The organism is Pseudomonas sp. RA_5y_Pfl1_P24 (genome assembly GCF_963970945.1).
Classification (GTDB): Bacteria; Pseudomonadota; Gammaproteobacteria; order Pseudomonadales; family Pseudomonadaceae; genus Aquipseudomonas; species Aquipseudomonas tritici.
Genome location: NZ_CAXAOJ010000001.1, coordinates 430,240 through 455,570, shown reverse-complemented (window position 1 = coordinate 455,570; position 25,331 = coordinate 430,240). Strand labels below are relative to the sequence as shown.

Annotated in this window: 25 protein-coding genes and 1 pseudogene; 19 read left to right on the top strand and 7 right to left on the bottom strand. The window is 62.9% G+C overall.

Annotated elements, in window-relative coordinates; all coding sequences use genetic code 11:
- The first annotated feature begins 132 nt into the window (after positions 1 to 132).
- Genes AACY30_RS02105 through fecE form a run of 4 tightly spaced genes read left to right on the top strand, consistent with a single transcriptional unit; the run spans position 133 to position 3,800 of the window.
- Positions 133 to 1,047 (top strand): Fe(3+) dicitrate ABC transporter substrate-binding protein, encoded by a 915-nt coding sequence (locus tag AACY30_RS02105; protein ID WP_445261410.1) that lies wholly within the window; start codon positions 133 to 135, stop codon positions 1,045 to 1,047.
- Positions 1,048 to 1,049: 2 nt separating this feature from the next.
- Positions 1,050 to 2,039 carry an iron-dicitrate ABC transporter permease FecC gene (fecC, locus tag AACY30_RS02100; RefSeq protein WP_339467697.1) on the top strand — a complete coding sequence of 330 codons (990 nt, stop codon included), beginning with the start codon at positions 1,050 to 1,052 and terminating at the stop codon, positions 2,037 to 2,039.
- The gene (locus AACY30_RS02095) at positions 2,036 to 3,004 is read left to right on the top strand and encodes an iron chelate uptake ABC transporter family permease subunit (RefSeq protein ID WP_339539570.1); all 969 of its coding nucleotides are present in this window, start codon (positions 2,036 to 2,038) and stop codon (positions 3,002 to 3,004) included. Before fecC ends, AACY30_RS02095 begins: the two co-directional genes overlap by 4 nt.
- Positions 3,005 to 3,008: 4 nt before the next feature.
- Positions 3,009 to 3,800, top strand: a complete 792-nt coding sequence (fecE, locus tag AACY30_RS02090; RefSeq protein ID WP_339467693.1) for a Fe(3+) dicitrate ABC transporter ATP-binding protein FecE — start codon at positions 3,009 to 3,011, stop codon at positions 3,798 to 3,800.
- A gap of 106 nt (positions 3,801 to 3,906) precedes the next feature.
- On the opposite strand, the pseudogene AACY30_RS02085 reads toward fecE, so the two are convergent.
- Positions 3,907 to 4,143, bottom strand: a pseudogene (locus AACY30_RS02085) (aliphatic sulfonate ABC transporter substrate-binding protein); the annotation flags it as partial.
- 104 nt (positions 4,144 to 4,247) lie between these two features.
- On the opposite strand from AACY30_RS02085, the gene AACY30_RS02080 reads away from it, so the two are divergent.
- Positions 4,248 to 4,862 (top strand): TetR/AcrR family transcriptional regulator, encoded by a 615-nt coding sequence (locus tag AACY30_RS02080; RefSeq protein WP_339467691.1) that lies wholly within the window; start codon positions 4,248 to 4,250, stop codon positions 4,860 to 4,862.
- Positions 4,863 to 5,003: 141 nt separating this feature from the next.
- Here AACY30_RS02080 and AACY30_RS02075 read toward each other — a convergent pair whose 3' ends face one another.
- Positions 5,004 to 7,754 (bottom strand): beta-glucosidase, encoded by a 2,751-nt coding sequence (locus AACY30_RS02075; protein ID WP_339467688.1) that lies wholly within the window; start codon positions 7,752 to 7,754, stop codon positions 5,004 to 5,006.
- 508 nt (positions 7,755 to 8,262) lie between these two features.
- On the opposite strand from AACY30_RS02075, the gene AACY30_RS02070 reads away from it, so the two are divergent.
- The 14 genes from AACY30_RS02070 to AACY30_RS02005 all read left to right on the top strand — a co-directional run bounded on the left by AACY30_RS02070 (position 8,263) and on the right by AACY30_RS02005 (position 20,008).
- The gene (locus AACY30_RS02070) at positions 8,263 to 8,490 is read left to right on the top strand and encodes a hypothetical protein (RefSeq protein ID WP_339539569.1); all 228 of its coding nucleotides are present in this window, start codon (positions 8,263 to 8,265) and stop codon (positions 8,488 to 8,490) included.
- Positions 8,491 to 8,643: 153 nt separating this feature from the next.
- Entirely contained in the window at positions 8,644 to 10,380 is a 1,737-nt protein-coding gene (gspE, locus tag AACY30_RS02065) for a type II secretion system ATPase GspE (protein WP_339539568.1), read from the top strand.
- On the top strand, positions 10,377 to 11,579 hold the full coding sequence (gspF, locus tag AACY30_RS02060; RefSeq protein WP_339539566.1) for a type II secretion system inner membrane protein GspF: 1,203 nt from the start codon (positions 10,377 to 10,379) through the stop codon (positions 11,577 to 11,579). Before gspE ends, gspF begins: the two co-directional genes overlap by 4 nt.
- 19 nt (positions 11,580 to 11,598) lie before the next feature.
- Positions 11,599 to 12,024 carry a type II secretion system major pseudopilin GspG gene (gene gspG, locus AACY30_RS02055; protein ID WP_024076412.1) on the top strand — a complete coding sequence of 142 codons (426 nt, stop codon included), beginning with the start codon at positions 11,599 to 11,601 and terminating at the stop codon, positions 12,022 to 12,024.
- 9 nt (positions 12,025 to 12,033) lie between these two features.
- Positions 12,034 to 12,465: a type II secretion system protein gene (locus AACY30_RS02050; protein ID WP_339467680.1), complete on the top strand. Its 432-nt coding sequence runs from the start codon at positions 12,034 to 12,036 to the stop codon at positions 12,463 to 12,465.
- Complete coding sequence (locus tag AACY30_RS02045) at positions 12,462 to 12,830, top strand: type II secretion system protein (protein ID WP_339467678.1); 369 nt, start codon at positions 12,462 to 12,464, stop codon at positions 12,828 to 12,830. The genes AACY30_RS02050 and AACY30_RS02045 overlap by 4 nt, the downstream gene beginning before the upstream one ends.
- Positions 12,827 to 13,456, top strand: a complete 630-nt coding sequence (locus AACY30_RS02040) for a prepilin-type N-terminal cleavage/methylation domain-containing protein (RefSeq protein WP_339539564.1) — start codon at positions 12,827 to 12,829, stop codon at positions 13,454 to 13,456. The genes AACY30_RS02045 and AACY30_RS02040 overlap by 4 nt, the downstream gene beginning before the upstream one ends.
- Complete coding sequence (locus AACY30_RS02035) at positions 13,453 to 14,178, top strand: type II secretion system minor pseudopilin GspK (protein WP_339420956.1); 726 nt, start codon at positions 13,453 to 13,455, stop codon at positions 14,176 to 14,178. Before AACY30_RS02040 ends, AACY30_RS02035 begins: the two co-directional genes overlap by 4 nt.
- Positions 14,175 to 15,218 (top strand): type II secretion system protein GspL, encoded by a 1,044-nt coding sequence (locus AACY30_RS02030; RefSeq protein ID WP_339467672.1) that lies wholly within the window; start codon positions 14,175 to 14,177, stop codon positions 15,216 to 15,218. Before AACY30_RS02035 ends, AACY30_RS02030 begins: the two co-directional genes overlap by 4 nt.
- The gene (gene gspM / locus AACY30_RS02025; protein WP_339420954.1) at positions 15,193 to 15,804 is read left to right on the top strand and encodes a type II secretion system protein GspM; all 612 of its coding nucleotides are present in this window, start codon (positions 15,193 to 15,195) and stop codon (positions 15,802 to 15,804) included. Before AACY30_RS02030 ends, gspM begins: the two co-directional genes overlap by 26 nt.
- Positions 15,801 to 16,325: a hypothetical protein gene (locus AACY30_RS02020; RefSeq protein WP_339539563.1), complete on the top strand. Its 525-nt coding sequence runs from the start codon at positions 15,801 to 15,803 to the stop codon at positions 16,323 to 16,325. The genes gspM and AACY30_RS02020 overlap by 4 nt, the downstream gene beginning before the upstream one ends.
- Positions 16,322 to 18,541: a type II secretion system secretin GspD gene (gene gspD / locus AACY30_RS02015; protein WP_339539561.1), complete on the top strand. Its 2,220-nt coding sequence runs from the start codon at positions 16,322 to 16,324 to the stop codon at positions 18,539 to 18,541. The genes AACY30_RS02020 and gspD overlap by 4 nt, the downstream gene beginning before the upstream one ends.
- 290 nt (positions 18,542 to 18,831) lie before the next feature.
- Positions 18,832 to 19,224 carry a DUF4398 domain-containing protein gene (locus AACY30_RS02010; RefSeq protein WP_339420951.1) on the top strand — a complete coding sequence of 131 codons (393 nt, stop codon included), beginning with the start codon at positions 18,832 to 18,834 and terminating at the stop codon, positions 19,222 to 19,224.
- Positions 19,225 to 19,234: 10 nt separating this feature from the next.
- Positions 19,235 to 20,008, top strand: a complete 774-nt coding sequence (locus AACY30_RS02005) for an OmpA family protein (protein ID WP_339539559.1) — start codon at positions 19,235 to 19,237, stop codon at positions 20,006 to 20,008.
- A gap of 110 nt (positions 20,009 to 20,118) precedes the next feature.
- Here AACY30_RS02005 and AACY30_RS02000 read toward each other — a convergent pair whose 3' ends face one another.
- The 5 genes from AACY30_RS02000 to AACY30_RS01980 all read right to left on the bottom strand — a co-directional run bounded on the left by AACY30_RS02000 (position 20,119) and on the right by AACY30_RS01980 (position 25,272).
- Positions 20,119 to 21,579: an aldehyde dehydrogenase family protein gene (locus tag AACY30_RS02000; RefSeq protein ID WP_339539558.1), complete on the bottom strand. Its 1,461-nt coding sequence runs from the start codon at positions 21,577 to 21,579 to the stop codon at positions 20,119 to 20,121.
- Positions 21,580 to 21,736: 157 nt separating this feature from the next.
- Positions 21,737 to 22,567 (bottom strand): GNAT family N-acetyltransferase, encoded by an 831-nt coding sequence (locus tag AACY30_RS01995; RefSeq protein WP_339539556.1) that lies wholly within the window; start codon positions 22,565 to 22,567, stop codon positions 21,737 to 21,739.
- Entirely contained in the window at positions 22,564 to 23,745 is a 1,182-nt protein-coding gene (locus tag AACY30_RS01990) for an NAD(P)/FAD-dependent oxidoreductase (RefSeq protein ID WP_339467661.1), read from the bottom strand. The genes AACY30_RS01995 and AACY30_RS01990 overlap by 4 nt, the downstream gene beginning before the upstream one ends.
- Positions 23,742 to 24,146, bottom strand: a complete 405-nt coding sequence (locus AACY30_RS01985) for a RidA family protein (RefSeq protein WP_339467659.1) — start codon at positions 24,144 to 24,146, stop codon at positions 23,742 to 23,744. The genes AACY30_RS01990 and AACY30_RS01985 overlap by 4 nt, the downstream gene beginning before the upstream one ends.
- A complete protein-coding gene (locus AACY30_RS01980) occupies positions 24,136 to 25,272 on the bottom strand; it encodes a DSD1 family PLP-dependent enzyme (RefSeq protein WP_339539554.1) in 1,137 nt (378 codons plus the stop codon). The genes AACY30_RS01985 and AACY30_RS01980 overlap by 11 nt, the downstream gene beginning before the upstream one ends.
- Positions 25,273 to 25,331: the final 59 nt, after the last annotated feature.

Genomic DNA, 25,331 nt, shown 5'->3' with positions numbered 1-25,331 from the left:
TGCCCCCACACGTGATTGTCGGTGTTAATGAGAATGTGTTTTGATCGCGCCGCCCCAATATGGAATAGTACCCGCCGTTTTCCCCAACAGGTCTAGCTGGGGTGTTCCAACGCCGAGGTCCTTGTCATGCGAATGTTGCGCTCCATCCCCACCTTTGCCGCCTGCCTCTTGGCGTTCTCTTCAAGCCTGCTGAGCGCCGCCCCGATCGACCTCAATGACGGCCAGCACGCGGTGCATCTGCCGGATGCGCCCAAGCGTGTGGTGGTGCTGGAGTTTTCCTTTCTCGACAGTTTGGCTGCCGTTGACGTAACGCCCGTTGGCGCCGCCGATGATGGTGACGCCAACCGCGTGTTGCCCCGTGTGCGCCAGGCTATCGGTAAGTGGAAGTCCGTAGGCCTGCGCTCGCAGCCGAGCATCGAGGAAATCGCCCGGCTCAAGCCCGACCTGATCGTCGCAGACCTCAATCGCCACCAGGCGTTGTATAGCGACTTGGCGAGCATCGCGCCGACGCTGTTGCTGCCCTCGCGTGGTGAGGATTACCAAGGCAGCCTTAAATCTGCCGAGCTGATCGGCAAGGCGCTGGGCAAGAGCGCGCAGATGGAAGCGCGTATCCAGAAGAACCGTGAAAACCTCAACGCCATCGCGCAACAGATTCCCGCTGGCGCCAGCGTGCTGTTCGGCGTCGCCCGTGAAGACAGCTTCTCCGTGCACGGCCCCGACTCCTACGCGGGCAGCGTGTTGCAGGCCATCGGCCTGAAAGTCCCATCGGTACGCGCCAACGCCGCGCCCACCGAATTTGTCAGCCTGGAGCAACTGCTCGCCCTCGACCCGGGCTGGTTGCTGGTAGGCCATTACCGTCGCCCCAGCATCGTCGACAGCTGGAGCAAGCAGCCGTTGTGGCAAGTGCTCAGCGCCGTGCGTAACAAGCAGGTAGCCGAAGTCGATGGCGACAGCTGGGCGCGCAACCGTGGCGTGCTGGCCTCGGAGCAGATCGCCGAAGATGCGTTGGCGATTCTTAAAGGCGGCAAAGCCGTGTTGAGCCAGTAAGCGTGCAACGCAGTTTTGCGGCGACAGGCATTGTAGGGCTGGGCGCGTTGTTGTTCTGGCTCTCGCTGTACAGCGCGTCGCCGTTCACGCTCACGGCGGCGGACGCCTGGAATGGGCTGGTCCATCAAGGCCGGGTAGGGGGCAACATGGCTTATATCGTCGCCCAGTTGCGCGTGCCGCGTGCCGTGTGTGCCGCGTTGGTCGGTGCCTGCCTGGGCCTGGCCGGCGCGCTGATGCAGGGCATTACGCGCAACCGTCTGGCCTCGCCGTCCTTGTTTGGTGTGACAGCGGGCGCGGCGTTGGGCTTGGCCCTGTTTTCCACCGGCCTGGTCGCACCGCCGTTTGCCGGTGGTGCATTGTTGATGACCTGTCTGGGCGGCGCGTTGGCCTGGATCACGGTATTCAGCCTTGGCGGCGCCTGGTCGCCGACCACGGCCCAGGGCCGCCTGGTCTTGGCCGGCGTTGCGGTAGCGGCATTGTGCGCGGCACTGACCCGGCTCACGGTGATTCTGGTCGAGGCCCAGGCGCAAAGCGTGCTCAACTGGCTGGCCGGCTCCCTGGCCAATGTCGGCGCCGCGCAAGTGCAGTTGCTCTGGCCGTGCACCTTGATTGGCGGGCTGTGGGCGCTCTGGTGTGCACCGCGCCTGAACCTGATCAACCTCGGCGAAGACGCCGCACGCTCGTTGGGTGTGGGCATCGCCAACCTGCGTTTGCAGGTATTTATCGCCAGCCTGTTGCTGGTGGGGGCGAGTGTCTGCGCCGTGGGGCCGATCGGTTTTGTCGGGTTGATCGCGCCGAATATTCTTCGCCAGTTCCTCGGTAATGACTACCGCTGGCTGATCCCGCTGAGCGCAGCGTTGGGCGCGGTGATCGTGCTGGGGGCTGACCTGCTCAGTCGCGCAGTGGCCTTCCCGGTGGAAACGCCGGCTGGCGTGGTCACTGCGTTGATCGGCGCACCGTTCTTTCTCTTTCTTGCCAGGCGCGCCTTATGATCCGGCCACGATTGCGCCTATGGTTGCTGCTCGGCTTGTTGCTGCTGGCAACCTTGGTCAGCCTCAGCGCCGGCACCCTGTGGCTCACGCTCGACACCGTGCTGGACCGCCTGCTGGCCCACGATGCACTCGACTTCGAAGTATGGAACCACCGCCTGCCACGCAGCCTGATCGCGATCTTCGCAGGTGCAGCCTTTGGCCTGGCCGGGGCGATTGTGCAGGGCGTGATCCGCAACCCGTTGGCTTCGCCGGAAATTCTCGGCGTGACCCAGGGCGCGGGGCTGGCGCTGACCGTGGCGATCATCAGCTGGCCGCACTTGCCAATTGCCTGGCTCCCGCTGGTGGGCTGTTTGGGCGGGGCGGCTGGCGCGTTGCTGCTGGCGCTGTACAACACCGGGGTGAGTTTTTCCGGGGTGCGCTTTGCGTTGTCCGGGGTGGCGATTGCGGTGACCTTATCCAGCGTTACCGAGTTTCTGATCCTGTCCCACCCGCTGGATATCAACACCGCACTGCTCGCGCTGACCGGTAGCCTGTGGAGCCGCAATTGGCACCATGTGACGCTGTTGCTGCCGTTCCTGGTACTGATCCCCGTGGGCCTGTGCCTGGCCAAGCCGCTGAACCTGATCGCCCTCGGCGATGAGGCCGCCCACAGCCTCGGCACTGCACTGAACCGCACGCGCTGGCTGGCAATGGCCTGCGCGGTGTTGCTGACCAGCCTGGGCGTGGGCGTGATCGGGCCGATTGGGTTTATCGGCCTGGTCGCACCGCATATGGCGCGGCGGTTGGTGGGTGGGCATCACCAGTATCTGCTGGCGGCGTCGATGCTGATCGGTGCACTGTTACTGGTGCTGGCCGACACGTTGGGACGCACGTTGATCGCGCCCAGCGAAATTCCCGCCGGGGTGCTCACGGCGGTGATTGGCGCGCCGTATTTTCTTTGGTTGCTGGCACGGTTCAAGGGCTGATGACATGAGTATTCTTCAAGCACATCAACTCGATATTGGCTACGGCGCGACACGCATCGTGCAAGGGTTGTCCTTCACGCCACCCACCGGAAAGGTCACTGCGCTGATCGGGCCGAACGGCTGCGGCAAGTCCACCTTGCTCAAGGCGTTTGCGCGCATCCTCAAGCCGACCCAGGGCGAACTGACGTTGGAGGGCCAAGCCTATGCCAGCCTGTCCGCACGCCAATTAGCGCGGCAGATTGCGTTTCTGCCGCAAGTGTTGCCGGTGCCGGAGGGCGTCAGCGTGCGCCAGTTGGTCGCTTATGGCCGCAGCCCGCATAACTCATTGTGGGGACGCCTCAGCGGCAGCGATCAATCCCATGTGACCCAGGCCATGCAGCGTCTGGAACTGGACACCCTGGCCGACCGCGCCCTGGCGGATCTATCCGGTGGTCAACGCCAACGTGCCTGGCTGGCCATGGTGTTGGCGCAGAACGCGCCGGTGGTGTTGCTGGATGAGCCCACGACCTACCTCGACATCAGCCACCAGGTTGAACTGCTCGACCTGATGGGCGAACTGGCCGCTGAAGGGAAGACGGTGATTACCGTGCTGCACGATATCAACCAAGCTTGCCGTTATGCCGACCACCTGGCGGTGATGCACGTCGGCAAGCTGGTGGCCGACGGCGCGCCGGGGGAAGTGATCAGTGCCGAGCTAATGCGGCAGGTGTTTGAGGTGCAGGTGCAGATCATCAATGAACCGGTGTCCGGCACGCCCATGTGCGTGGTAGAAAAAAGCACCCGCAATTGCGCCTGAAGCGGTTAAAAATGTGTGCGGGCTTGCTCGCGAATGCGGTGGGTCAGTCGCTGGATGCATCAGCTGACACGTCCTCTTCGCGAGCAAGCCCGCCACATGTTTGATCTCAGTTGGACTCAGATATCCATACCACTTTGCTGAGGTCAATTGCCTTGGGCAACAACGGATTCTGATAAAACAAATCCGCCGTGGCTTGCTGCGCCTGGATGATCTACTCGTCAATCGGCAGACTCGGTGACGGCGGGCGGTTATCCATATACCGCGCAGCCACGTCGGAGGGCAGGCCCATAAAGGGGGTCAACACGTTGAGGCTGTCTTCACGCGGGCTGCGGGTAAGCGCTGGAACCTGTTGGACTGCCGCTTGATCGAACGGGAAAGCCCCCGAGCTTTATTTGCGGCTCAGGGCCGATTTGGATACGGTGCAAGCCTGCCCACAAGGACGTCCTCATGAAAGAATCCGCCCCCAAGACCCGTCGCGCACCCAAAGGTGAAAAACGCCGCAAAGAGCTGCTGGACGCAGCCTTGCAGGTGTTTTCCCTGGAGGGTTACAGCGGCGCCTCGATGGCCCAAGTCGCAGCGATCGTCGGTATTTCAGTGGCCGGTCTGTTGCACCACTTCCCCAGCAAAATTTCGCTATTGATGGGCGTGTTGCAGCGTCGCGACGAGGTCAATCAACGGATTGCCGACGAAGTGCGGGCCGAAAAAACCCTCAATGGCTTGCTCGGTAGCCTGCGTGCCATCAACCGCTCGAACGCCACGGCGCCGGGGGTGGTGCGGGCGTTTACGATTCTGAATGCCGAAAGCTTGCTGGACACCCACCCGGCGTGGACGTGGTTCCAGGCGCGCTATGCGGCGATTCATCAGCGGATGCAGGGACAGTTTGACGACCTGGTGGCGGCGGGGGAGGTGCGCAGTGATGTGGACATCGCCGGGCTGGTGGAAGAGATTCTGGCCATGATGGATGGGTTGCAGGTCCAATGGCTGCGCTTTCCCGAGCGGGTGGACCTGGTGGCGCGTTTCGATACCTACATTGCGCGGGTCGAAGCGGCCATCAGAACCTGAGTCTCATCCGCCTGATGTATGAAGATCCAAATGTGGGAGCTGGCTTGCCTGCGATAGTGGTGAGTCAGGCAGCAAATGTACCGACTGAAACTCCGCCATCGCGGGCAAGCCCGCTCCCACAGAAAGCACTCCTCTTATCTGTTAGTTACCGGTGGCACTGCCCTGGGTAGTGTCATCACTCATGTCATAGCCATCACCATCACTGGTGCCGCTGTCACCTTCATTCTGATGCAGCACGCCACCGGTCTTCACCGTCGACTCTCGCAGCGTTGAATTGAGCGCCGAGCGCGGCAACGGGTTGCTGGTAGTGGTCGACAGTTCCTGACGGAACGGGTTGACCAGCTTGGCGTTCAGGCGAATATCCTGGGACGACGCCCCCACCGACAGGTTGAAACTGTCCGCATCCACCACCCATTGCTTGCTCGCCACGTCGTAGTAGGCCAGCGAGCGGTCGTTGAGCTCGATGGTTACGCGCTTGCTCTCGCCAGGCTTCAAGAACACCTTCTTGTAGCCCTTGAGTTCCTTGATGGCGCGCTCCACTTTCGGGTTGTTCTGGCCAACGTACAACTCGGCGACTTCGGCGCCTGCCACCTTGCCGGTGTTGGCAAGGTCGAAAGACACCTTGATCGGTGCACCGGCCACCGCCACCCCAGGGGTCACGCTGATGTTGCTGTAGCCGAAGGTGGTGTACGACAAGCCGTAACCGAACGGGTAGAGCGGCTTGATGCCTTTTTTCTCATAGCCGCGATAGCCCAGGAACAGGTCATCCTTGTAGCTCATTTCGGCCAGGGTTTCCTGGTTGTCGAATGTTGGAAAGGTCGCGTAGATCGGGTTGTCTTCGATGTTACGTTCGATGCTGATCGGCAACTTGGCCGACGGGTTGACCTTGCCCAGCAGGATCTCCGCCAAGGCCTGGCCACCGTTCTGCCCTGGGTAAAATGCATGCAGGGCCGCCGGCACCTGGTCGATCCAGTCGCTCATCTTCAAGCCAGTACCGCCGTGCAGGGTCACCACGGTATTCGGGTTGACCTTGGCGATGCTCTGGATCAGCAGGTTCTGGTACTCCGGCAAATCGAAGCTGTGGTCGAAGCCTTCACCCTCGTATTCGTTGCTGTTACCGGCGGCCACCAGCACGGCGTCGTACTGCGCCAAGTCTTTGGGCGCGACCAGCGAGGCCCAGCTCATTTGCACGCCGACCAGGCCGCCCATGGTCGAGAGGTAGCCGTTGCGACGCGAGTACTCCAGCTTGATATCGACGGCTTTGCCGGCCTCTAGGTTGACCTTGGCAAACACCGGGATGGTCGGCGGGATGTTGTTGTTTGGCAGCGGCTTGCCGTCGCCGTTATCGAGGACTTTCTTGCCGTTGACGTAGAGGCGCACCGCACCGTCGGCGCGGATCTTGAACACCTGTTCGCCGCTGACGGCCGGGGTGATCTGGCCGCTGTAGCGAATCGAAGTGGCGGCGGTGTCGCCACTCACCGGCAGGCTGTCGGTGGACCAGTCCAGGTCGACATGCGTGTCAGTGCGGCTGGCGGCCGGGTCACCGGACCAGTTGGCGTTGCTGAAGAACTCGGTTTTCAAGCCTTTGACGCTGTTGCCATTGCTGTCGGCATGGGTCCAGCTTGAGGTCGTCGGGTCCAGGGACAGCCCGTCGATAAACTCGACCTTGGCCCCCGGCGCCAGTTGCTGCAGGCCGCTCAGCTCACTGATGTAGTTAGCGGCCATCACGTTGGCGCTGCCAAAACCGGTGGGTGGTGCGTACTTGGCCAGGGTGCCGACCACGGCGATGCGCTTGACCTTTTTCGCGTCCAGCGGCAGTAGATTGTTCTGGTTTTTCAGCAGTACGATGCCTTCACGGGCGGCGTTCAGCGCGACGCGATTGCTGGTGGCGCTGTTCATGTTGTGGCGGGTCAGCGGTGCCTTGCTGTCGAACTTGTACAGGTAGATTTGCTTGAGAATGCGGCGCACCTTGTCATCGATGGTCGCGCTGCTCAGCTCACCGCTGTCCAGAAACGGCTTGAGGATGGTGCTGTTCATCTGGTAGCCCATCATGTCCAGGTCGGTGCCGGCCTGTGCCGCCGGCAAACCGCTGACCACAGCGTTGTAGTCACTCTGTACAAAGCCCGGGTAGCCCCATTCGGTTTTCAGAATGTCGCGCATCAGGTGCTTGTTCTGGCAGGCGAACTCGCCGTTTACCTGCTGGAACGCACACATCATCATCGCCACCTTGCTGTTTTTCGAGGCGGACTCGAAGGGTGGCAGGGTCATCTCGCGCAGGACGCGTTCGCTGATGATTTCATTGAGGTGGAAGCGGTTGCTTTCCTGGTCGTTGGCGGCGAAATGCTTGGCATTGGCCCACACCCCGCGTGACTGAATACCGTTGATCAACGCTGGTCCCAGGCTGGCGCCGAGGAACGGGTCTTCACCGGATAAATACTCGAATGCGCGGCCGCTGTACGGCATGCGGTACAGGTTCACGCCGGGGCCGGTGACGAACTGATAACCGCCGCTCGCAGTGTCATAGCCCAGGGCACGACCCAGGTCGATGGCGCGACGCGGGTTCCAGCTGGCGGCCAGGTTTGGCCCGGACGGATAGACCACGCCCTGTGCATTGCCTTCGCTGGTGTAGCGCACACCCACGCCGCCATCGGCGCCATGAATCTGCGGGATACCGTACTGGGTCAGCGGCTTGACATCCCAGCCACCGGTGCCGCCGATGTAGGCGAGTTTTTCTTCCAGGGTCATCTTGGCCAGGGTTTTGTCTGCGGCTTTTTCCGCCCGGCTCACACGCCCTTCATCCAGGGCAGGGCTGGTCGCCGCGTGCACCTGGGACACGGCGAGTGCCAGCAGGGCGAATGCCGACTGTGCACCGATCATTTTGCGTTTATTCATGGGGTCTCCGACAACTGTTCAGTAAACATGGCGCGCCGAGAAGTGCGGGTTGCTGTGCACGCTCGTCACTTTTTTCTGGGCAATAGTTGCCCGTGATCGCAATTTTTAACCGATGGCTAATTGCAACTATTTGGCGAATTACGCAGTTTTATAAGTGTAATAATTGTATTGGTTATTGTTGTGGGTAGTGTCTAGGCGATATCACGATATGGCATTTCGAACCGATAAAACCGTATAATTAAGGCAATTCTTGCGGTAATAAGTCAAACGAAAGCTAATTTTTGCGTTAAATAAGAAATAATTTCTTACGCTTTGGAACTTGCCTTAAACCTACCTGTCGATTGGTTTAATAAAATATGTCGTGGCATGGCTAACTAATGGCATTGCTCGGTAGTTCTAAAGTGCCATGTCTTATACAGGCTGTAATACACACTGCTTTGGTGTAGGGTCTTGATCGAGTTCAAGGCGCCACTTGGGCTATCTGCTGTTTTTGATCTGGAGAAAGTTAATGAAGATTTTCCTGCTGGGTGCCGGTGTTGCACTGAGCGTCGCGCTGAGTGGCGCGGCGATGGCGGTTGAGTCCACGGACGCTGATGCGACATCCGGGGCCACCGATTCCACGGTGCTGACCCAGGCCCACGACGCCAAGGCGGCAAAAAAACAGAAGGCTGAAACCACCAAGGGTGGTCGGCCGCTGAACAGCAGCCAGACGACCGCGCCGAAAACGTCCAACTGACCGGAAAACGCGGACCCTGTGGGAGCGGGCTTGCTCGCGATAGCGGTGTATCAGCCGGCACATTCGGCCCTGATCCACTGCCATCGCGGGCAAGCCCGCTGCCACAAGGGGTTTACACAGCCCTTTAGCACATCGCCCCTCAGATTTTTACCCATGTCCCAGCCCAGCCTTTCAACGCCCATCAATGCCTGCCAGCTGCATATCCCGAACACCGAACAGGTGTGCGCGTGGCTGATGCAACAGGCCGGCTTGAAAACCGTCGACCTGGAGCGCGCCCGGCGCCTGTCCCAGGAGGGCGGCGACGGCGAGTTGCTCGGCTTGTTGACGCGCCTGGGACTGGTCTCCGAAGCGGAATTGGCCCGCGCCTGGGCAGACTTGCTCGGCGCACCGCTGCTGCTGGCGGATGCCGCGCCGCCGCTGCTGGACCCATTGCCGCAACTGACCGAGCGTTTCATGCGCCACTACCAGGTGGTGCCCGCGGGCTGGAGCCAGGGCGGCCTGAGGGTTCTGGCGGCGAACCCATCGCTGGTGTACCCGTTCCAGGCTGTGGCCTATGCCTGTGGTGTGCCGGTGTGGTTGGCCGTGGGTCCGCGCAATGAAGTCGAGACGCTGATCGAGCGCTACTACGGCCAGGGCCGCTCAGCCATGGGCACCCTGATCGAAAACCTCGATGAGCAGGGCGGTGCACTGGAAGACATCGAACACCTCAAGGACATGGCCTCCGAGGCGCCGGTGATTCGCCTGGTCAACCTGATCCTGCAGCGCGCGGTGGAACAGCGCGCCTCGGACATTCATATCGAGCCGTTCGAAAACCAGTTGAAGGTGCGCTATCGCATCGACGGCGTGCTGCACGAAGCCGAAGCGCCGCCGTCGAGTTCCTCTGCGGCGGTGATTTCGCGGGTGAAGATCATGGCGCGTCTGGACATTGCCGAGCGGCGCCTGCCGCAGGACGGGCGCATCATGCTGCGTATCCAGGGCAAGGAGCTGGACTTGCGCGTGTCCACGGTGCCCACCAGTTTTGGCGAGTCGGTGGTCATGCGCCTGCTCGACCGGCAGACCGTGCAGTTCGATTTCCAGAGCCTGGGCTTCGATGGCCAACGTCTGGAAACCTTCCTGGAAGTGCTCGAACGGCCCCACGGCATCCTGCTCGTCACCGGGCCCACAGGCTCGGGCAAGACCACCACGTTGTACACCGCGCTGTCGCGCCTCAATACCGCCGAGCGCAAGATCATCACGGTCGAAGACCCGGTGGAATACCAGCTTGAAGGCATCAACCAGATCCAGGTCAAACCCGCCATCGGCCTGGACTTTGCCGGCGCGCTGCGCTCCATCGTGCGTCAGGACCCGGACGTGATCATGATCGGTGAAATCCGCGACCTGGAAACCTGCCGCATCGCGATCCAGTCGTCCCTCACCGGCCACTTGGTGCTGTCGACCCTGCACACGAATAGCGCGGCGGCGAGTATTACGCGGCTGCTGGATATGGGCGTCGAGAGCTACCTGATCGCGTCGACGGTCAATGGCATCCTGGCCCAGCGTCTGGTGCGGCGCCTGGACCCGGCCACGCGCGAAGCCTTCGAAGCACCCGCGGAGTTGATCGCCGAACATGGCCTGGATCGGTTTACTGAGCAGCGCCCGATCATGCTCTATCGCCCCCGCGCCGATGCAGCGGGTGGTGGCTACCACGGCCGCAGTGCAATCACCGAACTGCTGGTGATGAACGACGAACTGCGCAGCCTGTTGATGCGCCAGGCCGACGCCGCCACCCTCGAACAGGCCGCCCGCCGTGGCGGCCTGCGGACCTTGCACGAAGAGGGCCTGCGCCAGGCCGTGGCGGGTGTCACCTCGCTGGAAGAAGTGCTGCGCGTCACTCGTGGGGAGGGCGCGTGAGCCTGTTCAAATACCGCGCCCTCGACAGCCAGGGCCAGGCGCAAAACGGCACCCTCGAAGCCAAGGACCATGCCGCTGCCGTCGCCGCCTTGCACAAGCGCGGCTTGCTGCTGTTGCAGGTCGATGCGGCGGGGGGCCAGGGGCTGCGCAAGGCCTTTGGCCGTGGCCAGTTGAACGGCGCGGCACTGGTCAGTTTCACCCAGCAACTGGCCACGCTGTTGGGCGCCGGCCAACCGTTGGAGCGCTCGTTGGGCATCCTGCTCAAGCAGCCTGGCCAGCCGCAGACCCGTGCATTGATCGAGCGCATCCGCGAACACGTCAAGGCCGGCCAACCGTTATCCAAGGCGCTGGAGGAGGAGGGCGGCCAGTTCTCGCCGTTGTACCTGAGTATGGTGCGTGCGGGTGAGGCGGGCGGCGCGCTGGAGGACACCCTGCGCCAGCTCAGCGATTACCTGGAGCGTAGCCAGTTGCTCAGGGGCGAGGTGATCAACGCCTTGATCTACCCGGCCTTCCTGGTCGTGGGCGTGCTCGGTTCGCTGGCCCTGTTGCTGACCTACGTGGTGCCGCAGTTCGTGCCGATCTTCAAGGACCTGGGCGTGCCGATTCCACTGATCACTGAAGTGATTCTGGCGCTTGGCCAATTCCTCGGTGCCTATGGCCTGGCGGTGTTGGCCGGTTTGATCGTGACGATCTGGACACTCGCCGCCCGCCTGCGCGACCCGCAGCGCCGCGAAAAATACGACCGCCGCGTGTTGGGCATTCGCATCATCGGCCCGCTGCTGCAACGGGTCGAAGCCGCGCGACTGGCCCGCACCCTTGGCACCTTGCTCAGCAACGGTGTGGCCCTGCTGCAAGCCTTGGTGATCGCCCGGCAGGTTTGCACCAACCGTGCGCTGCAAGCGCAAGTCGCCCAGGCTGCCGAGTCGGTGAAGGGCGGCGGCACCCTGGCGAGTGCCTTCGGCAGCGAGCCGCTGCTGCCCGATCTGGCCTTGCAAATGATTGAAGTCGGCGAACAGGCCGGTGAACTCGACAGCATGCTGCTCAAGGTCGCCGACGTGTTCGACGTCGAAGCCAAGCGCGGCATCGACCGCCTGCTGGCCGCCCTCGTGCCGTCCCTGACCGTGGTCATGGCGGTGCTGGTGGCGGTGATCATGCTGGCGATCATGCTGCCGCTGATGAGCTTGACCAGCAATATATGAACCCTTGAGGACTGCACCTATGCGCCATACCCGATTCAAACCCGCCCGCCGCCAGGGCGGTTTTACCTTGCTGGAAATGCTCGCGGTGATCGTGCTGCTGGGCATCGTCGCGACCATCGTGGTGCGCCAGGTCGGCGGCAATGTGGACAAGGGCAAATACGGCGCGGGCAAGGCGCAACTCGCCAGCCTGAGCATGAAGATCGAAAGCTATGGCCTGGACGTCGGCTCGCCGCCCAAGACCCTGCAGCAATTGGTCGACAAACCCGGCAACAGCGCCGGCTGGGCAGGGCCGTACGCCAAGCCGTCAGACCTCAAAGACCCGTTCGGCCATGCCTTCGGCTACCGCTTCCCCGGTGAACATGGCGCCTTTGACCTGATCTTCTATGGCCAGGACGGCCAACCCGGCGGCGAAGGCTACAGCGCCGACCTGGGCAACTGGGAATAACCCGCGACCATGATCAGCCCCCAACGCGGCTTTACTCTGCTGGAAATGCTGGTGGTGATCGTTTTGATCAGCATCGCGGCCGGGTTGGTGGGGGTTGGCCTGCAACAAGGCCTGCGTGCGGCGAAAGAGCGTCAGGCCGTGGGGCAGATGGTCGAGGCGCTGCGCGCCACGCGGGCGCGGGCGATTGTCAGCGGCAGTACCGAAAAAACGCTGTTCGACCTGCCCGCGTTGAGCTTCCAGGCGCCGGGTCGACCGTTGAAACACTGGCCGGCCGACCTGCAAGTGACCCTGCACACCGCCGAGCACGCAGGCTCTGCTGTGGAGTTCTACCCCGATGGCAGCTCCACCGGCGGAAACCTGCTGCTGGCCAATGGCAGCCGGCGTTGGCGCATCGATATCGGCTGGCTGACCGGCAGCGTGCAGTCCAAGGCGCTGCCATGAAGCACCAGGGCGGTTTCACGTTGCTGGAGATGCTCGCCGCGCTGACGCTCATGGCGATCTGCAGCAGCGTGCTGCTGGTTGCGTTCGGCCAGAGCGCGCGGTCGCTGTTGCAGGTTGCGCACAGCGACCGACTCACCCACGCCGCCGTCAGCGTGCTGGACCAGGAAGCCGCTGGGCCGTTGGCCAGCGGTGTGCGCTACGGCGATCTGGACGGCGTCGCCTGGCAATTGCGTATTGCCCAGCAGCCCACCCGTATCGGCCAGCCACAGCTGTTTCGGCTCGACCTCAGCGTCCGTGAAGGCCCGCGCCACGCCAGTTTCAGTACCTTGAAACTGCGCGCAGCCCGCGACAAGGCCGGCCTGTGACGCCGCGTCAGCAGGGCTTCACCTTGCTCGAGATCATGATCGTGCTGAGCTTGCTGGGCGTCTTGCTGGTGCTCGTCGGCGGCGCGTTGCTGGGGGCCAATCGTGCGGTGCTCAAGGCGCAGCGCTACACGGTCAGCCTGGATGAAATGCGCGCCGCGCAGCAGTTTTTGCGTACCTCCATTAGCGAGGCGTTGCCCTTGGACGTGACCGAGGACGACAGCCAGACCGATGGGTTTTTCGCCGGTGGCCCGCAGCGCATGCAGTTTGTCGCCACCTTGCCCGGCGTGCTTGGTGGCGGGATCCAGCGCTTCACCTTGCAGTTGGCCGGCGCCGAGGCGCAGCGCGATTTACAGGTGGCGTTCGCGCAGTTTGAGTCTGCGGCGCACGTCAGCGTGCCGGCCTCACGCAGTGAGCCGCAGGTGTTATTGAAGGGGGTCGAGAACCTGCAATTCAGCTACCGCGGCCTGTCGCCCAAGGGCCAGGCCACCGGCTGGATCAGCGAGTGGCCGTGGACCAAGCGCTTGCCTTATGCGGTGCGCATCGAGGCCCGTGTGAATGGACCGGTGCCCTGGGTGACCCAGGTGGTTGCGTTGCGTTTGAACCTGTCGGGCGGGGCACCGGAATGATCAGGCATCAGCGTGGCGTGGCCCTGTTGCTGGTGCTGTGGGTGCTGGCGTTGCTCAGCCTGTTGCTGGGCGGCCTGGCCGGCTGGGTGCAACTGGAAACGCGCCAGGCCGCCTGGCATCGCCAGCACACGCAGGCCGTGTTGGCCGCCGAGGCAGGCGTGGCGCTTGCGATGCAAGGGCTGGCCGACCCGATGCAACGTAAGCAGTGGGTGGCCGACGGGCGAGAAATCCCGCTGGCGTTTGACGATGCACAGCTGCACGTGAGCCTGCACAGCGAGCGCGGAAAGTTGTACTTGAACAGCGCCGAGGTCGCCGACTTCGCCCGTCTGGCCCTGGCCTGCGGCGCCACCCAAGCCCAGGCCAGCCAGCTCGCCAGGGACTTGGAAGTGCGGCGCAACCAGGGCCTGGCGCCGTTTCGGGTAGTCGAAGAACTGCGGCAACTGCCGGGCATGACCCAGGCCCTGTACAGCGCACTGGTGCCCGAGATCAGCCTGTGGAGCGGCCTGGATCGGCCCGATCCGGCGTTCGCCAGTGCCTTGATGCGCCGCGCGCTGAACCTGCCGCGCCAGAGCGCGATAGGGGCCGACCCCGGCGAAGTGCTGGTGGTCAGCAGCCGTGCGCAACGGCCCGGCGGCTACCACGCCCGGTTGCAAGCCACGGTGTTATTGAGCCCCGCGCAAGGCAGCGCACAACCTTATCGAGTCCTACGTTGGCAAGAATGAACGAACCCTTAACCGCACGGCTTCAATGGCTGACGGAGCCCATCACCCAACGCTGGCGCGGCAGCCTGATGCAACTGGGCTGGCGCCTGTGGCTCAAGGAACTGCGTGGCTGCCTGCCGGCGTGGCTGTCGCTGCAAGACATTCCCGAGCACCGCTATCGCTGGCCGTTGACCGCACCCGTGGCAAAACCCGCTGGCGAAGCGCGCCAGGTGTTGCTGCTGGCACCCGATGCGGTGCTGGTGCAAACCCTGCAATTGCCCCCGGCGGCGGCGCGCAACCTGGCCACGGTGGTCGGCTATGAGCTAGACCGCTTTACTCCGTTTGACGCCGCCCAACTGTACTTTGTCGTGCGCCAGGAACGCCGCACACCCACGCACGTGCACGTCACGCTGGTGGCGATCCTGCGCGAGCGCCTGGACCCGATTCTCAACGAGTGTGCGGCCCTCGGATTGCACCCCCATGCGGTGGATGTGGACACTGGCGCAGGCACACCCATGGGCATCGACTTGCTGCCGGCACCCTTGCGACCGCGCCAGCGCCCACAAGGCAAAGGCTTGCAGCGCAGCCTGCCGTGGCTGTGCGGAGCCTTACTGATTGCCGCGATGCTGCTGTGGCTCAACGATCGCCAGCGCGTGCTCGATGCCATGCAGCACAGCGTGCGCGAGCAGAAAGCCCAGGTTGCCGAGGTCCACGCCCTGCGCCAGCAACTGCTCACTACTCGTGGTGCGGCGCAGTACCTGATCCGCCGCAAGGCAGCCCAACCGCCGTTGTCGGCGCTGCTCAACGAGCTGACCGCTTGCCTGCCATCCGACACCTGGATCGACCAGTTGGAGGTCAATGATGGCGCCGACGTGTCCTTCTCCGGGCAAAGCGCCAAGGCCAGTGCCTTGATCACGCGGATCAAGGGCTGCCACAGCCTGGAAAACGCCCAGTTCGAAGGGGTGATTCAACCCGATGCGCAAACCGGCAAGGATCAGTTTTCCTTGCGCGCCCACCTGCACCAGGAGGCCGCCGATGCGCCGACCACTGACACCCCGTGAACGCCGTGGCGCCGCCCTGATCGGCCTGGCCCTGGTGCTTGGCGTGGGTTATTGGCTGTTGATCGACAGCTGGTTCGCCGGCCCCTTGCGCGACATGGGCGAGGAGGCCGAGCAGCTACGTGAGCAACAACAACGCTACGCCGGTGTGTTGCGCCAGGGCGATGGCCTGCGCCAACAGCTTGAGCTCGCACGGCAGGACCCGGCCAGCAGCACCAGCCTGTTGCCCGGCGATGACCCCAGCGCAGTCGCGGCCGACCTGATGCAACGCATCGCCGACCTGATCAACAGCCGCGCCGGCCTCGGTGGCGGCTGCAGCCTGACCCAGCGCATGCCCATCACCCCGGAGCAGGATGACGCCGAGCCGTATCGCCAGGTCAAAGTCAGCCTGACCCTCAACTGCGCCATCGAACCCTTGACCGCGATCCTGCATGAACTGGAGTACCAGCGGCCGTTCCTGTTTGTCGATGAGATGAGTATCCGCCGCCCGCCCAACGCACCCGCCAGTGGCGGTGCCGGCCAGCTGATTGTACATTTGCTGGTTCGCGGCTACCTGCAGCCGCCCGCCGCACAGCAGGTGCGCCGATGATCCCTGCATTGCGTCCTCTGGAATGGCTATTGCTCTGCGTGGCCGCGCTGCTGGGCCTGTTGATGGTTGGCATCCTCAGCAGCATTGGCGATGCGCCGCAGTGGTTGCCGACGCCTGATCCCGATGCGCGCGCCAACACCTCGGCCAACGCGCTGGTGGCCCCGAGTGCGACCCTGGAAAGCCTCGCCGGCACCTGGCAAGCCCCTTTGTTCAGCCCCGACCGCAGCCCTGATCGTGCGGTCGGCCAGGCCGCCGTCTCCAGCTTGGCGAGCCTGACGCTGACCGGCATCGTCCTGAAGGGCAACCTGCGCGTTGCACTGCTCAAACGCAGCGACGGCCCGCCGCTGAAAGTCCACCAGGACCAGACCCTGCCCAACGGCTGGCGCCTGGAACAACTGACACCCCGCGAAGCGCGCTTTGTGCTTGACGGCCGCACGCAGACCCTGAGCCTGCGCGCGCCGCGTTTGCCCGCGCCGTCCACGACACCCCCGATTACCCTTCCTCACGAGTCCGCCCCTTGATCGATTCCTTCCCCGGCGCTTTGCGCACCACCGTGTTTTGCCTGGCTACCGCCGTTTCCATAGGTGGCTGCGGGACATTTCCTGAGCATCTCGACCCGGACGAAGCCCTGTTGCATGAGGCGATGCAAGGCACCGGTTCGCAACGCCCGCCAGTGGACCCGGCCAGCGAACAGCCCCCGGTCGACAGCGGCCAACCCCAGGCGAAGACACCCCCTCAACGCCAGTTGATTCGCGGCAATCAGCAGTTCGTGCGCGCGCCGGCAGCAGCGCCGGCAATCAAGGAGCAAGGCAGCGGTGACATCGTGTTCAACTTCGCCGACCAGCCGATCGAGGCGGTGATCAACAGCGTGATGGGCGACCTGCTGCACGAAAACTACAGCATCGCCCAGGGTGTGAAAGGCAACGTCAGCTTTTCCACCTCCAAACCGGTGAACAAGCAGCAGGCCTTGTCGATTCTGGAAACCCTGTTGTCGTGGACCGACAACGCGATGATCAAGCAAGGCAACCGCTATGTGATCCTGCCCGCCAACCAGGCGGTGGCGGGCAAGCTGGTGCCAGAGATGCGCGTGTCTCAACCCTCCAGCGGCCTGTCGGCGCGGCTGTTTCCGCTTCGTTACATCTCGGCCACCGAGATGCAGAAACTGCTCAAGCCGTTCGCCCGCGAGAATGCATTCTTGCTGGTCGACCCGGCGCGCAATGTGCTGAGCCTGGCCGGTACTCCAGAGGAATTGGCCAATTACCAGGACACCATCGACACCTTTGATGTGGACTGGCTCAAGGGCATGTCGGTGGGCGTGTTCGGCCTGCAGCGTGCTTCGGTGGCCGAGTTGATGCCCGAGTTGCAAAAGATGTTCGGCCCCGACAGCGGCATGCCTCTGGCGGGCATGGTGCGGTTCCTGCCGATAGAGCGCACCAACTCGGTGGTCGCGATCTCTTCACAGCCGCAGTACCTCAGTGAAGTGGGCGACTGGATTCACACCATCGATGAAGGCGGCGGCAACGAGCCGCAGATGTACGTCTACGATGTGCGCAATATGAAGGCCACCGACCTCGCCAAGTACCTGCGACAGATCTACGGCACGGGCGCGATCAAGGATGACACCCCGGCCAAAGTTGCCCCCGGTTTACGCACGGCGACCCTGTCTTCGCCGGGCACTAACAGCACGTCCGGCAGCACGCCTGGCGGCCTGAGTAACACCCTGAATAACAGCCAGCCCGCCGCGGATGACGAGGATCAGGAACCGCAAGCCGAGCAGGACAGCGCCGAGCAGGGCATGAGCGAAGACGCTCCGGCCAAAAGCCTCGACGCCGGCACCCGCATCACCGCGCAGAAAAGCAGTAACCAACTGCTGGTGCGCACGCGCCCGGTGCAGTGGAAAGAGATCGAATCGGCGATCAAACGCCTCGACAACCCGCCGCTGCAAGTACAGATCGAGACGCGCATCCTCGAAGTCAAACTCACCGGCGAACTGGACCTTGGCGTGCAGTGGTACCTGGGCCGCCTGGCCGGCAATTCCACCAGCACCACCGTGGGCAACACTGCCGGCAGCCAGGGCGCCCTTGGCGGTGGCGGCGCGGGCCTGGGGGCAGCGGACTCGTTGTTCTACTCCTTCGTCAGCTCCAACCTGCAAGTCGCCTTGCACGCCCTCGAAACCAACGGCCGCACCCAAGTGCTGTCGGCGCCGTCGCTGGTGGTGATGAACAACCAGCCGGCGCAGATTCAGGTGGGCGACAACATTCCCATCAGCCAGACCACGGTCAACACCGGCACCTCCGACACCACCTTGAGCAGCGTTGAATATGTGCAGACCGGGGTGATCCTCGACGTCGTGCCGCGGATCAATCCGGGTGGTCTGGTGTACATGGATATCCAGCAGCAGGTCAGTGATGCCCAGGACCCGTCGACCAGTAATGACACACAAACCAACCCGCGTATTTCAACGCGCTCGGTGTCGACCCAAGTCGCGGTGCAGAGTGGGCAGACGGTGTTGCTGGGCGGGCTGATCAAACAGGACAACGCGCAGAGTGTCAGTGCGGTGCCTTATCTTGGAAAGATTCCGGGGTTGCGCTGGTTGTTTGGGAATACCAGCAAGTCCAAGGACCGTACCGAGCTGATCGTGTTGATCACGCCGAGGGTGATCACCAGCAGCAGCCAGGCGCGGCAGGTCACGGATGATTATCGGCAGCAGATGCAGTTGCTTCGGCCAGCTCAATAAGTCACGCCTAACACGCTAAAAATACGGGCGCGGGATTGCCCGCGCGCCGAATTTTCATTTGCGTATGGCCTTATTGTTTCAATCACAGAACAACGGATTGATCGACGGGGCAAAATATGCACTTGGCTCCCGTTATTTTTCTGAGAAAAATCCTACAGATAGGTGGGATTTTTCATTCTTCCAGTCCGTACTTTTCCTCCTAGGATGGCGCGCTCGTTTGATCGCAAGCGAGACGGCAAGGGCCGCTCCATCGGTCCTGCAGCCATAAGAACATGCTTAGGAGTCAACACATGAAGATGACCAGTGTGAGCAAACGCCTGCGCCGCTCGGCCTGGGCCGTGATCGTCGCCGGTGCATTGGCAGGCTGTGCTACGCCGCAGCCGCCTGCGGCAAAAATCTCCCTGGCGCGTGATTCGGTTGGGCGCGCCCTGGCAGCGCAAGCGACCCAGTTCGCCCCGCTGGAGATGAAAACTGCCCAGGACAAACTGGCACGCATGGAGCAAGCCATCGGCGAAAAAAATTACATCCAGGTCGACGCCTTGGCCGATCAGATCGAAGCCGATGCCGGCCTGGCCGAAGCCAAGGCCACTGCGGTGCGTAAACAACAAGTCTTGAAGCAGGCGCGGGAGGGCATCCAGGTGCTCAAACAGGAAATGCTCAACGCCCCCGCGACTACCCACTGAGGATCTTGCCATGCGTGCCACTCTCGTCATTCCTGTTCTTTCGACCCTGGGCCTGGCCTTGGCCGGCTGCGCTACCCCACCGGAAAACCCGCAACTGCTGCAAGCACGCAGCCAGTTCTCCAGCCTGCAGCAAAAGCCTGAGTCCAGCACCCTGGCGGCGGTTGAAACGCGCATCGCCTCCAACGCACTGGACCGCGCCAACCAACTGTCCCTGCACAGCCGTACTGACCCGCAGATCGATCAGCTCGCGTACCTCGCGACGCAGAAAATCGCCCTCGCCGAGCAGACCATCGTCGGTCGCAAAACCGATGCTCAACTCGACAACATCGCGGTCGACCGTACCCAGGTGCAGCTCGACGTTCGCACTGCGCAGCTCAAGGCCTTGCAGGCGATGAAAGCGCAGCCTACCGAACGTGGCCAGGTCGTCACCTTTGGCGATGTGCTGTTCGATACCGGCAAGGCTGAATTGAAACCCGGCAGCCAACGGGACTTCCAGGCGCTGGCGAACTTCCTGTTGCAGAACCCGGAGCGCCAGGTACGCGTTGAAGGTTTCACCGACAGCACCGGTGGCGATGCTTACAACCAGAGCTTGTCCGAGCGCCGTGCCCAAGCGGTTGCCCGTGGCCTGCAACGCCTCGGCGTCGGGGCTGAACGTATTGCAGTGATGGGCTATGGCAAGCAGTACCCGGTCGCCGATAACCTCAGCGCGCCGTCACGCCAGTTGAATCGCCGTGTGGAAGTGATCGTGTCTAACGATGCGTCGGCGGTTAGCGCACGTCGCTAGGCAGGCGGGTTGTTCGATGTGGCTGTTGTCGCGCCCCGGCGCGGCATGCCATTGAGCCGGGAGCAGCACTGCCACTCCCGGACTTGACGCTCGCCAGTCGGTAACGTGTATCAGCCGAAGCCAACGATGGCTTTGGTTTCCAGGTATTCCTCAAAACCATAGATACCGTACTCGCGCCCATTCCCCGAGCGCTTATAACCGCCGAAGGGCGCCATGGGGTTCCAGGCCGGGTAGTTCAGGTGCACTTGCCCGGCGCGAATGCGCGAGGCGACCGCCCGCGCAAGCTCAAGGTCTTGCCCCTGAACGTGGGCGCCCAGCCCGTAAACCGTGTCGTTGGCGATAGCCACGGCTTCATCGACTGTGTCATACGCAATGATGCAGAGCACCGGGCCGAATATTTCCTCTTGAGCGATGCGCATGGCAGTGGCCACCTCAGAGAACACGGTCGGTCGGGTATAGAAGCCCTTTGCAAAACCCGGCACACGACCCGGCCCACCGCACAGCAATTTTGCACCCTCGTCGAGGCCAGCCTCGATCATCGCTTGCACGCGATCGAATTGTGCACGGTTGGCAATGGGGCCCAGTTGCGTGTCTTCTAATTGTGGGTCACCCACGATGAGTGCATTGGCAGTCTGCGCGGCCAGTGCTTCGACCTCTACCAGGCGGTTTCTGGGCACAATCATCCGGGTCGGCGCGCTGCACGATTGCCCGACGTTGCGAAACGCCGACAGCACGCCGAGCGGCACAGCCTTGGCGAAGTCTGTGTCAGGCAACAGCAGATTCGGCGACTTGCCGCCCAATTCCTGTGTGACACGTTTCACCGTAGGCGCGGCAGCCTGTGCAACCAGTGCGCCGGCGCGGTTTGAACCGGTGATTGAGATCATGTCGATGTCGGGGTGCGCCGCGATGGCTGCACCCACCTCCGGACCGCTGCCGTTGACCAGGTTGAACACGCCGGGTGGTAAGCCTGCGTCGTGCAGCAGTTGTGCAAAAAGCAGGGCGCTCAGGGGGGACAGTTCGCTGGGTTTCAAGACCACGGTGCACCCGGCGGCGATGGCCGGGGCAACTTTTGCGGTGACTTGATACAGCGGCCAATTCCACGGCGTGATGAGACCGCACACCCCGATGGGTTCGCGTTCAATCGCAGTGCCGCCTTCCACCGTCCGAAAGCGGTAGCTGGACAGCAGGTCACGTGCAACACGAACGTGTTCGGCCGCCAGCGGCACCTGCATGGCTCGCGCAAAACTGATGGCAGCGCCCATCTCCAGAGAAAGCGCCTGCGCCAGCGCTTCCTTGCGCTCAAGGATCAACGCATGGATTTTTCCGAGGATTTGCGCGCGTGACTCGACGGAGCGCGCCGACCACGCGGGGAACGCTGCACGCGCCGCCGCGACTGCGCGATCGACATCTTCGGCCGAGCCGCGCGCCACCTCGGCCACCACCTCTTCAGTGGCCGGGTTGACCACCGGCAAACTGGCCGGGACGGCAGGGGGCGTCCAACAGCCGTTGATGTAAAACTGCTGAGACGTTGGCAGATCAACGCTGTCGTTATTCGAAGAGAGTGTGGTCATCCAACGAGCTCCTTGGAGCGGTGATAAGCGCTGCGAACAGCGGGGGCCTGGCGTCTGGATACGCTAACAAAACGGCCCAGGCAAAAGATGCCGTTGTTCAAGCCAGCAAGGAATAATCTGCTGTATCCGGCGGGCTGGCCTTGCATCATGCTGAGCCCTAGCCGATTGCTTGAGTCACCAGCGCAAACTGCTTGATCCCGTCGCGCGATTGCGGCGGCACGCCCAGTACCATCCTCGGCGCCCGATCAACGCAGGGCAGTCCCAGGTTTTCCAGCCAGTCAGCCAACCCACACTCGCTGAGAATGTCGAAGCGCACAAAAGCGCCTGGAATCAACTGCAGCAGGTGGCTGATCAACTGTCGGGCCTGGTCCAGATCCTGTGCGACCACTGGGCCAATGATATGGCCGCGACCAAAGCGACGGAGCAGGGCGCAACCTTTCAGGTGCCCGTCTACATCGATGCCGACGACGTGCTCGGCCGTTGGCAGTAGGTCGTTGAGGACTGCAGTACGGTCCAGTCCACTGCCGGCATTGGCCAATTCAATCACCTGAGGGTAATCGGCCAGGTTTAACGCACGACATTGTGCAAAGGGCGCCGGCGTCTGCGGCACCCCTTGGTGTTGCTGAATGCGCGCGAAATCAACGAACCCCATGCTTGCATACAACGGCGCGCCTGACTCGGTGGCATTGAGGATCGGCGTGCGCGGGGCTGCCGCGTCCAGGCACCGCTGCATCAACTGGCGGCCGATGCCTTTGCCTTGATGTTGATCGCTCACAATCACCAGGCCGATGGAGGAATAGGCACCCTGGTGGCACGCGAACGCCACGCCCACCAATTGACCCTCATGCTCAGCGACAAAGCCTTCCGACGTGCGCTGCACCATGGCCCAGTCTTCCTCGCGGTGCGGCCATTTGAGGTGCACGGAGAGCGCGTGGGCGGCGGGCATGTCTGCCGCGGTAGCCTTGCGATACGTGTAGGCGTGGGTCATATGAGTTTTCCTGTACTGAGAAGGCTTGTGGACAGCTGCGCTGTCATTGATGGCTGTGTGAACCGGCGGATATCGAAGGGACTGATCGAGGTGCTGGTACTGCCGGTGCTGATCAATTCGGCCATGACATCGCCGACGCCAGGGCCGAGCTGGAAGCCATGGCCGCAGAAACCAAACGCATAAAACAGCCCGTCCACCATGCCGCTCGGGCCCATCACCGGCAGCGAGTCCGGTGTGTAGCTCTCGATGCCGCTCCACACGCGGATGATGTTGAGCTTCTCGGCGCCCGGTAAAAGTCGGCGCATCTGCCGCATCTGGTTAAGCAAGCTTTCCGGCTTGAAAAACGCCCGTCGGTTGACCATATCCGGGGCGCAACGGTTACCACCGCCGATGATGATGTTGCCGCGTGGGATCTGCCGGAAGTAGATCACCTCTTCCTTGATTTTGGTGAACACGCCAATCACGGTCGGCAACGCGTAGGGCACCGGTTCAGTGACGGACATCTGCGGGCCGTTGGGTTCCAGCGGCACCGGCTCACCGAATTGCTCGGACAACCGGGCCGCCCAGGCGCCGGCGGTAATCAGCAATTGCTCTGCGACGAACAACTGCCCATCGGTGGTGGTGACGTGGAACAGGCCGTTGACCTTCTGCACATCGGCCACTTCGGTTCTTTCCTCGATTCGCGCCCCGAGGCGACGCGCCGCACGGGCAAACGCCGGGGCGGCCAGGCGTGGGTTGGCGTGACCGTCGTGGGGCGCGTAGGAGCCGCCCTTGACCTCCGGGCCAAGGAAGCCGAAGCGTTGATGCAGCTCGGCGCCGCGATAGATTTTCAAGTCCAGTTGCGCGGCTTCCGGTGCGGCGGCATAGGCCTCCAACTCGGCGATTTCGTCTTCGCGGTAACACACGCGCATGTGGCCACTGGGGATGAATTCGAGGTCATCGTCGATCAGTTCCGGCAGGCGCTTCCACAGCGCCCAGGAACGGTTGGCCAATTCAAGCTGCCCCAGATAACGCCCCTGGCGACGAACGTTGCCGAAGTTGACGCCGCTGGCGTACTGGCCAATCTGGTCGCGCTCCAGCAGCGTGACCGCACGGCCGCGCCGGCTCAGGAAAAACGCCGATGAGGCGCCCATGATGCCGCCGCCAATGATCAAAACATCGCTTTTTTGCGCGTTCATGAAGGCTCCTCTTGTGCGCCTCGGGCCACGGCTTCGATTTCGATCAGGTAACCATGATGCAGCACTGGGACAGGTACCACGGCGCGGGCTGGCCGGTGGTCGCCCAAATAGTGTGCATAAATGCGGTCAAACGCCGGCCAATGTTCTATCCCGACCACATACACCGTCACTTTGAGCAGGTCGCGGGGGCTCAGTCTGGCTTCCCTGAGGATCGCCATCAGGTTGTCGAGGGCAATCGACGCCTGAATCTCAAACGGTTGATCGGCGCTGTGTTCGCCATTGGCGCGTACCGGCAATTGCCCGGACACGTACACCACGCCGGCGTGGGCCACCGCCTGCGAATAGTGCCCGCCCGGCGCTGCCGCGTCTGCCGCATGAATCACCTTGAGATTACCAGCCATGCAGTCGACTCCATGTGTGCACCGCGCCGTCGGCGTCGAGGGCGTGATAGTCCGGGAACTGCGCGCCGGTGGCGCAGGCATGGTTGGGCAGGATGCGCAGGCGACTGCCGATGGGGAAGCGCGCGGCAATCTCGCCGCTGTTGGCGGCGCCCAGGGTGATGATGCCATGTTCCTGGTTGGCGCCCGTGACCAGCGCCCCATCGATCCAGTCGCCCGCTTCGGTACACACTTGCCCATAGCCAAAGTCCTGGCGCTGACGCTGCGTGCCGCGGTCACGACTCATGGCCATCCAGCCGGCGTCGGTGATGATCCAGCCCTTGTCCGGCTGATGGCCGATCACCGTGGTCAGCACGCTCAACGCCAACTCGTCTGCCCGGCATACGCCAATGTTGTGCATGACCAGGTCGAAGAACACATAGACGCCTGCGCGCACTTCGGTGACGCCGTCGAGGTTGAGCGCCGAGAGCGCTGTGGGCGTGGAGCCGATGCTGACTTCCGGGCACGCCAACCCGGCTGCGCGGATGCTCTCGGCGGCGCGCACGCAGAGGTCGCGTTCCTGTTCGGCCAGCGCTTGCAGGGCTTCAAGGGTGTCCAGCTCGTAACTGGAACCGGCGTGGGTCATCACACCGCGCAGGCGCATACCGCCGCTGCTGAGGATGGACGCGACATCGATAAGCGCAGGGTCTTCAGCGGCCAGGCCGGAGCGATGGCCGTCGCAGTCGATTTCAATCCACACGTCGAAGCGTTCATCGTGTTGCTGGGCGAACGCGACGATGGCCTGGGCACCTTGGACGCTGTCGGTGAGCACGCTCAGGTCGCAACCGTTGCGCCGCAGTGCCAACCCCTGGGGTAATTTGCCTGGTGCAATGGCAACGGCGTAGAACACATCGCGGATGCCTTGGGTGAAGCAATGCTCCGCTTCTTTCAAGGTGGAAACCGTGACGCCGCTGGCACCCGCAGCGAGCTGCGCCTCGATCACGGGCAGGCACTTGCTGGTTTTGATGTGGGGGCGCAAGCGAACGCCTAGGCTGTCCATGCGTTGCTGAATACGCTGGATATTGCGCTGCATTCGCGGGACATCAATGAGCGCTGCTGGCGTGTCGAGAGAGGCAATCGGCGTGGGCATGAGAGGACTCGGATGGCTGGGTACGGCAACACTCTACTCAGGCATCCTTAAGGTGTGGT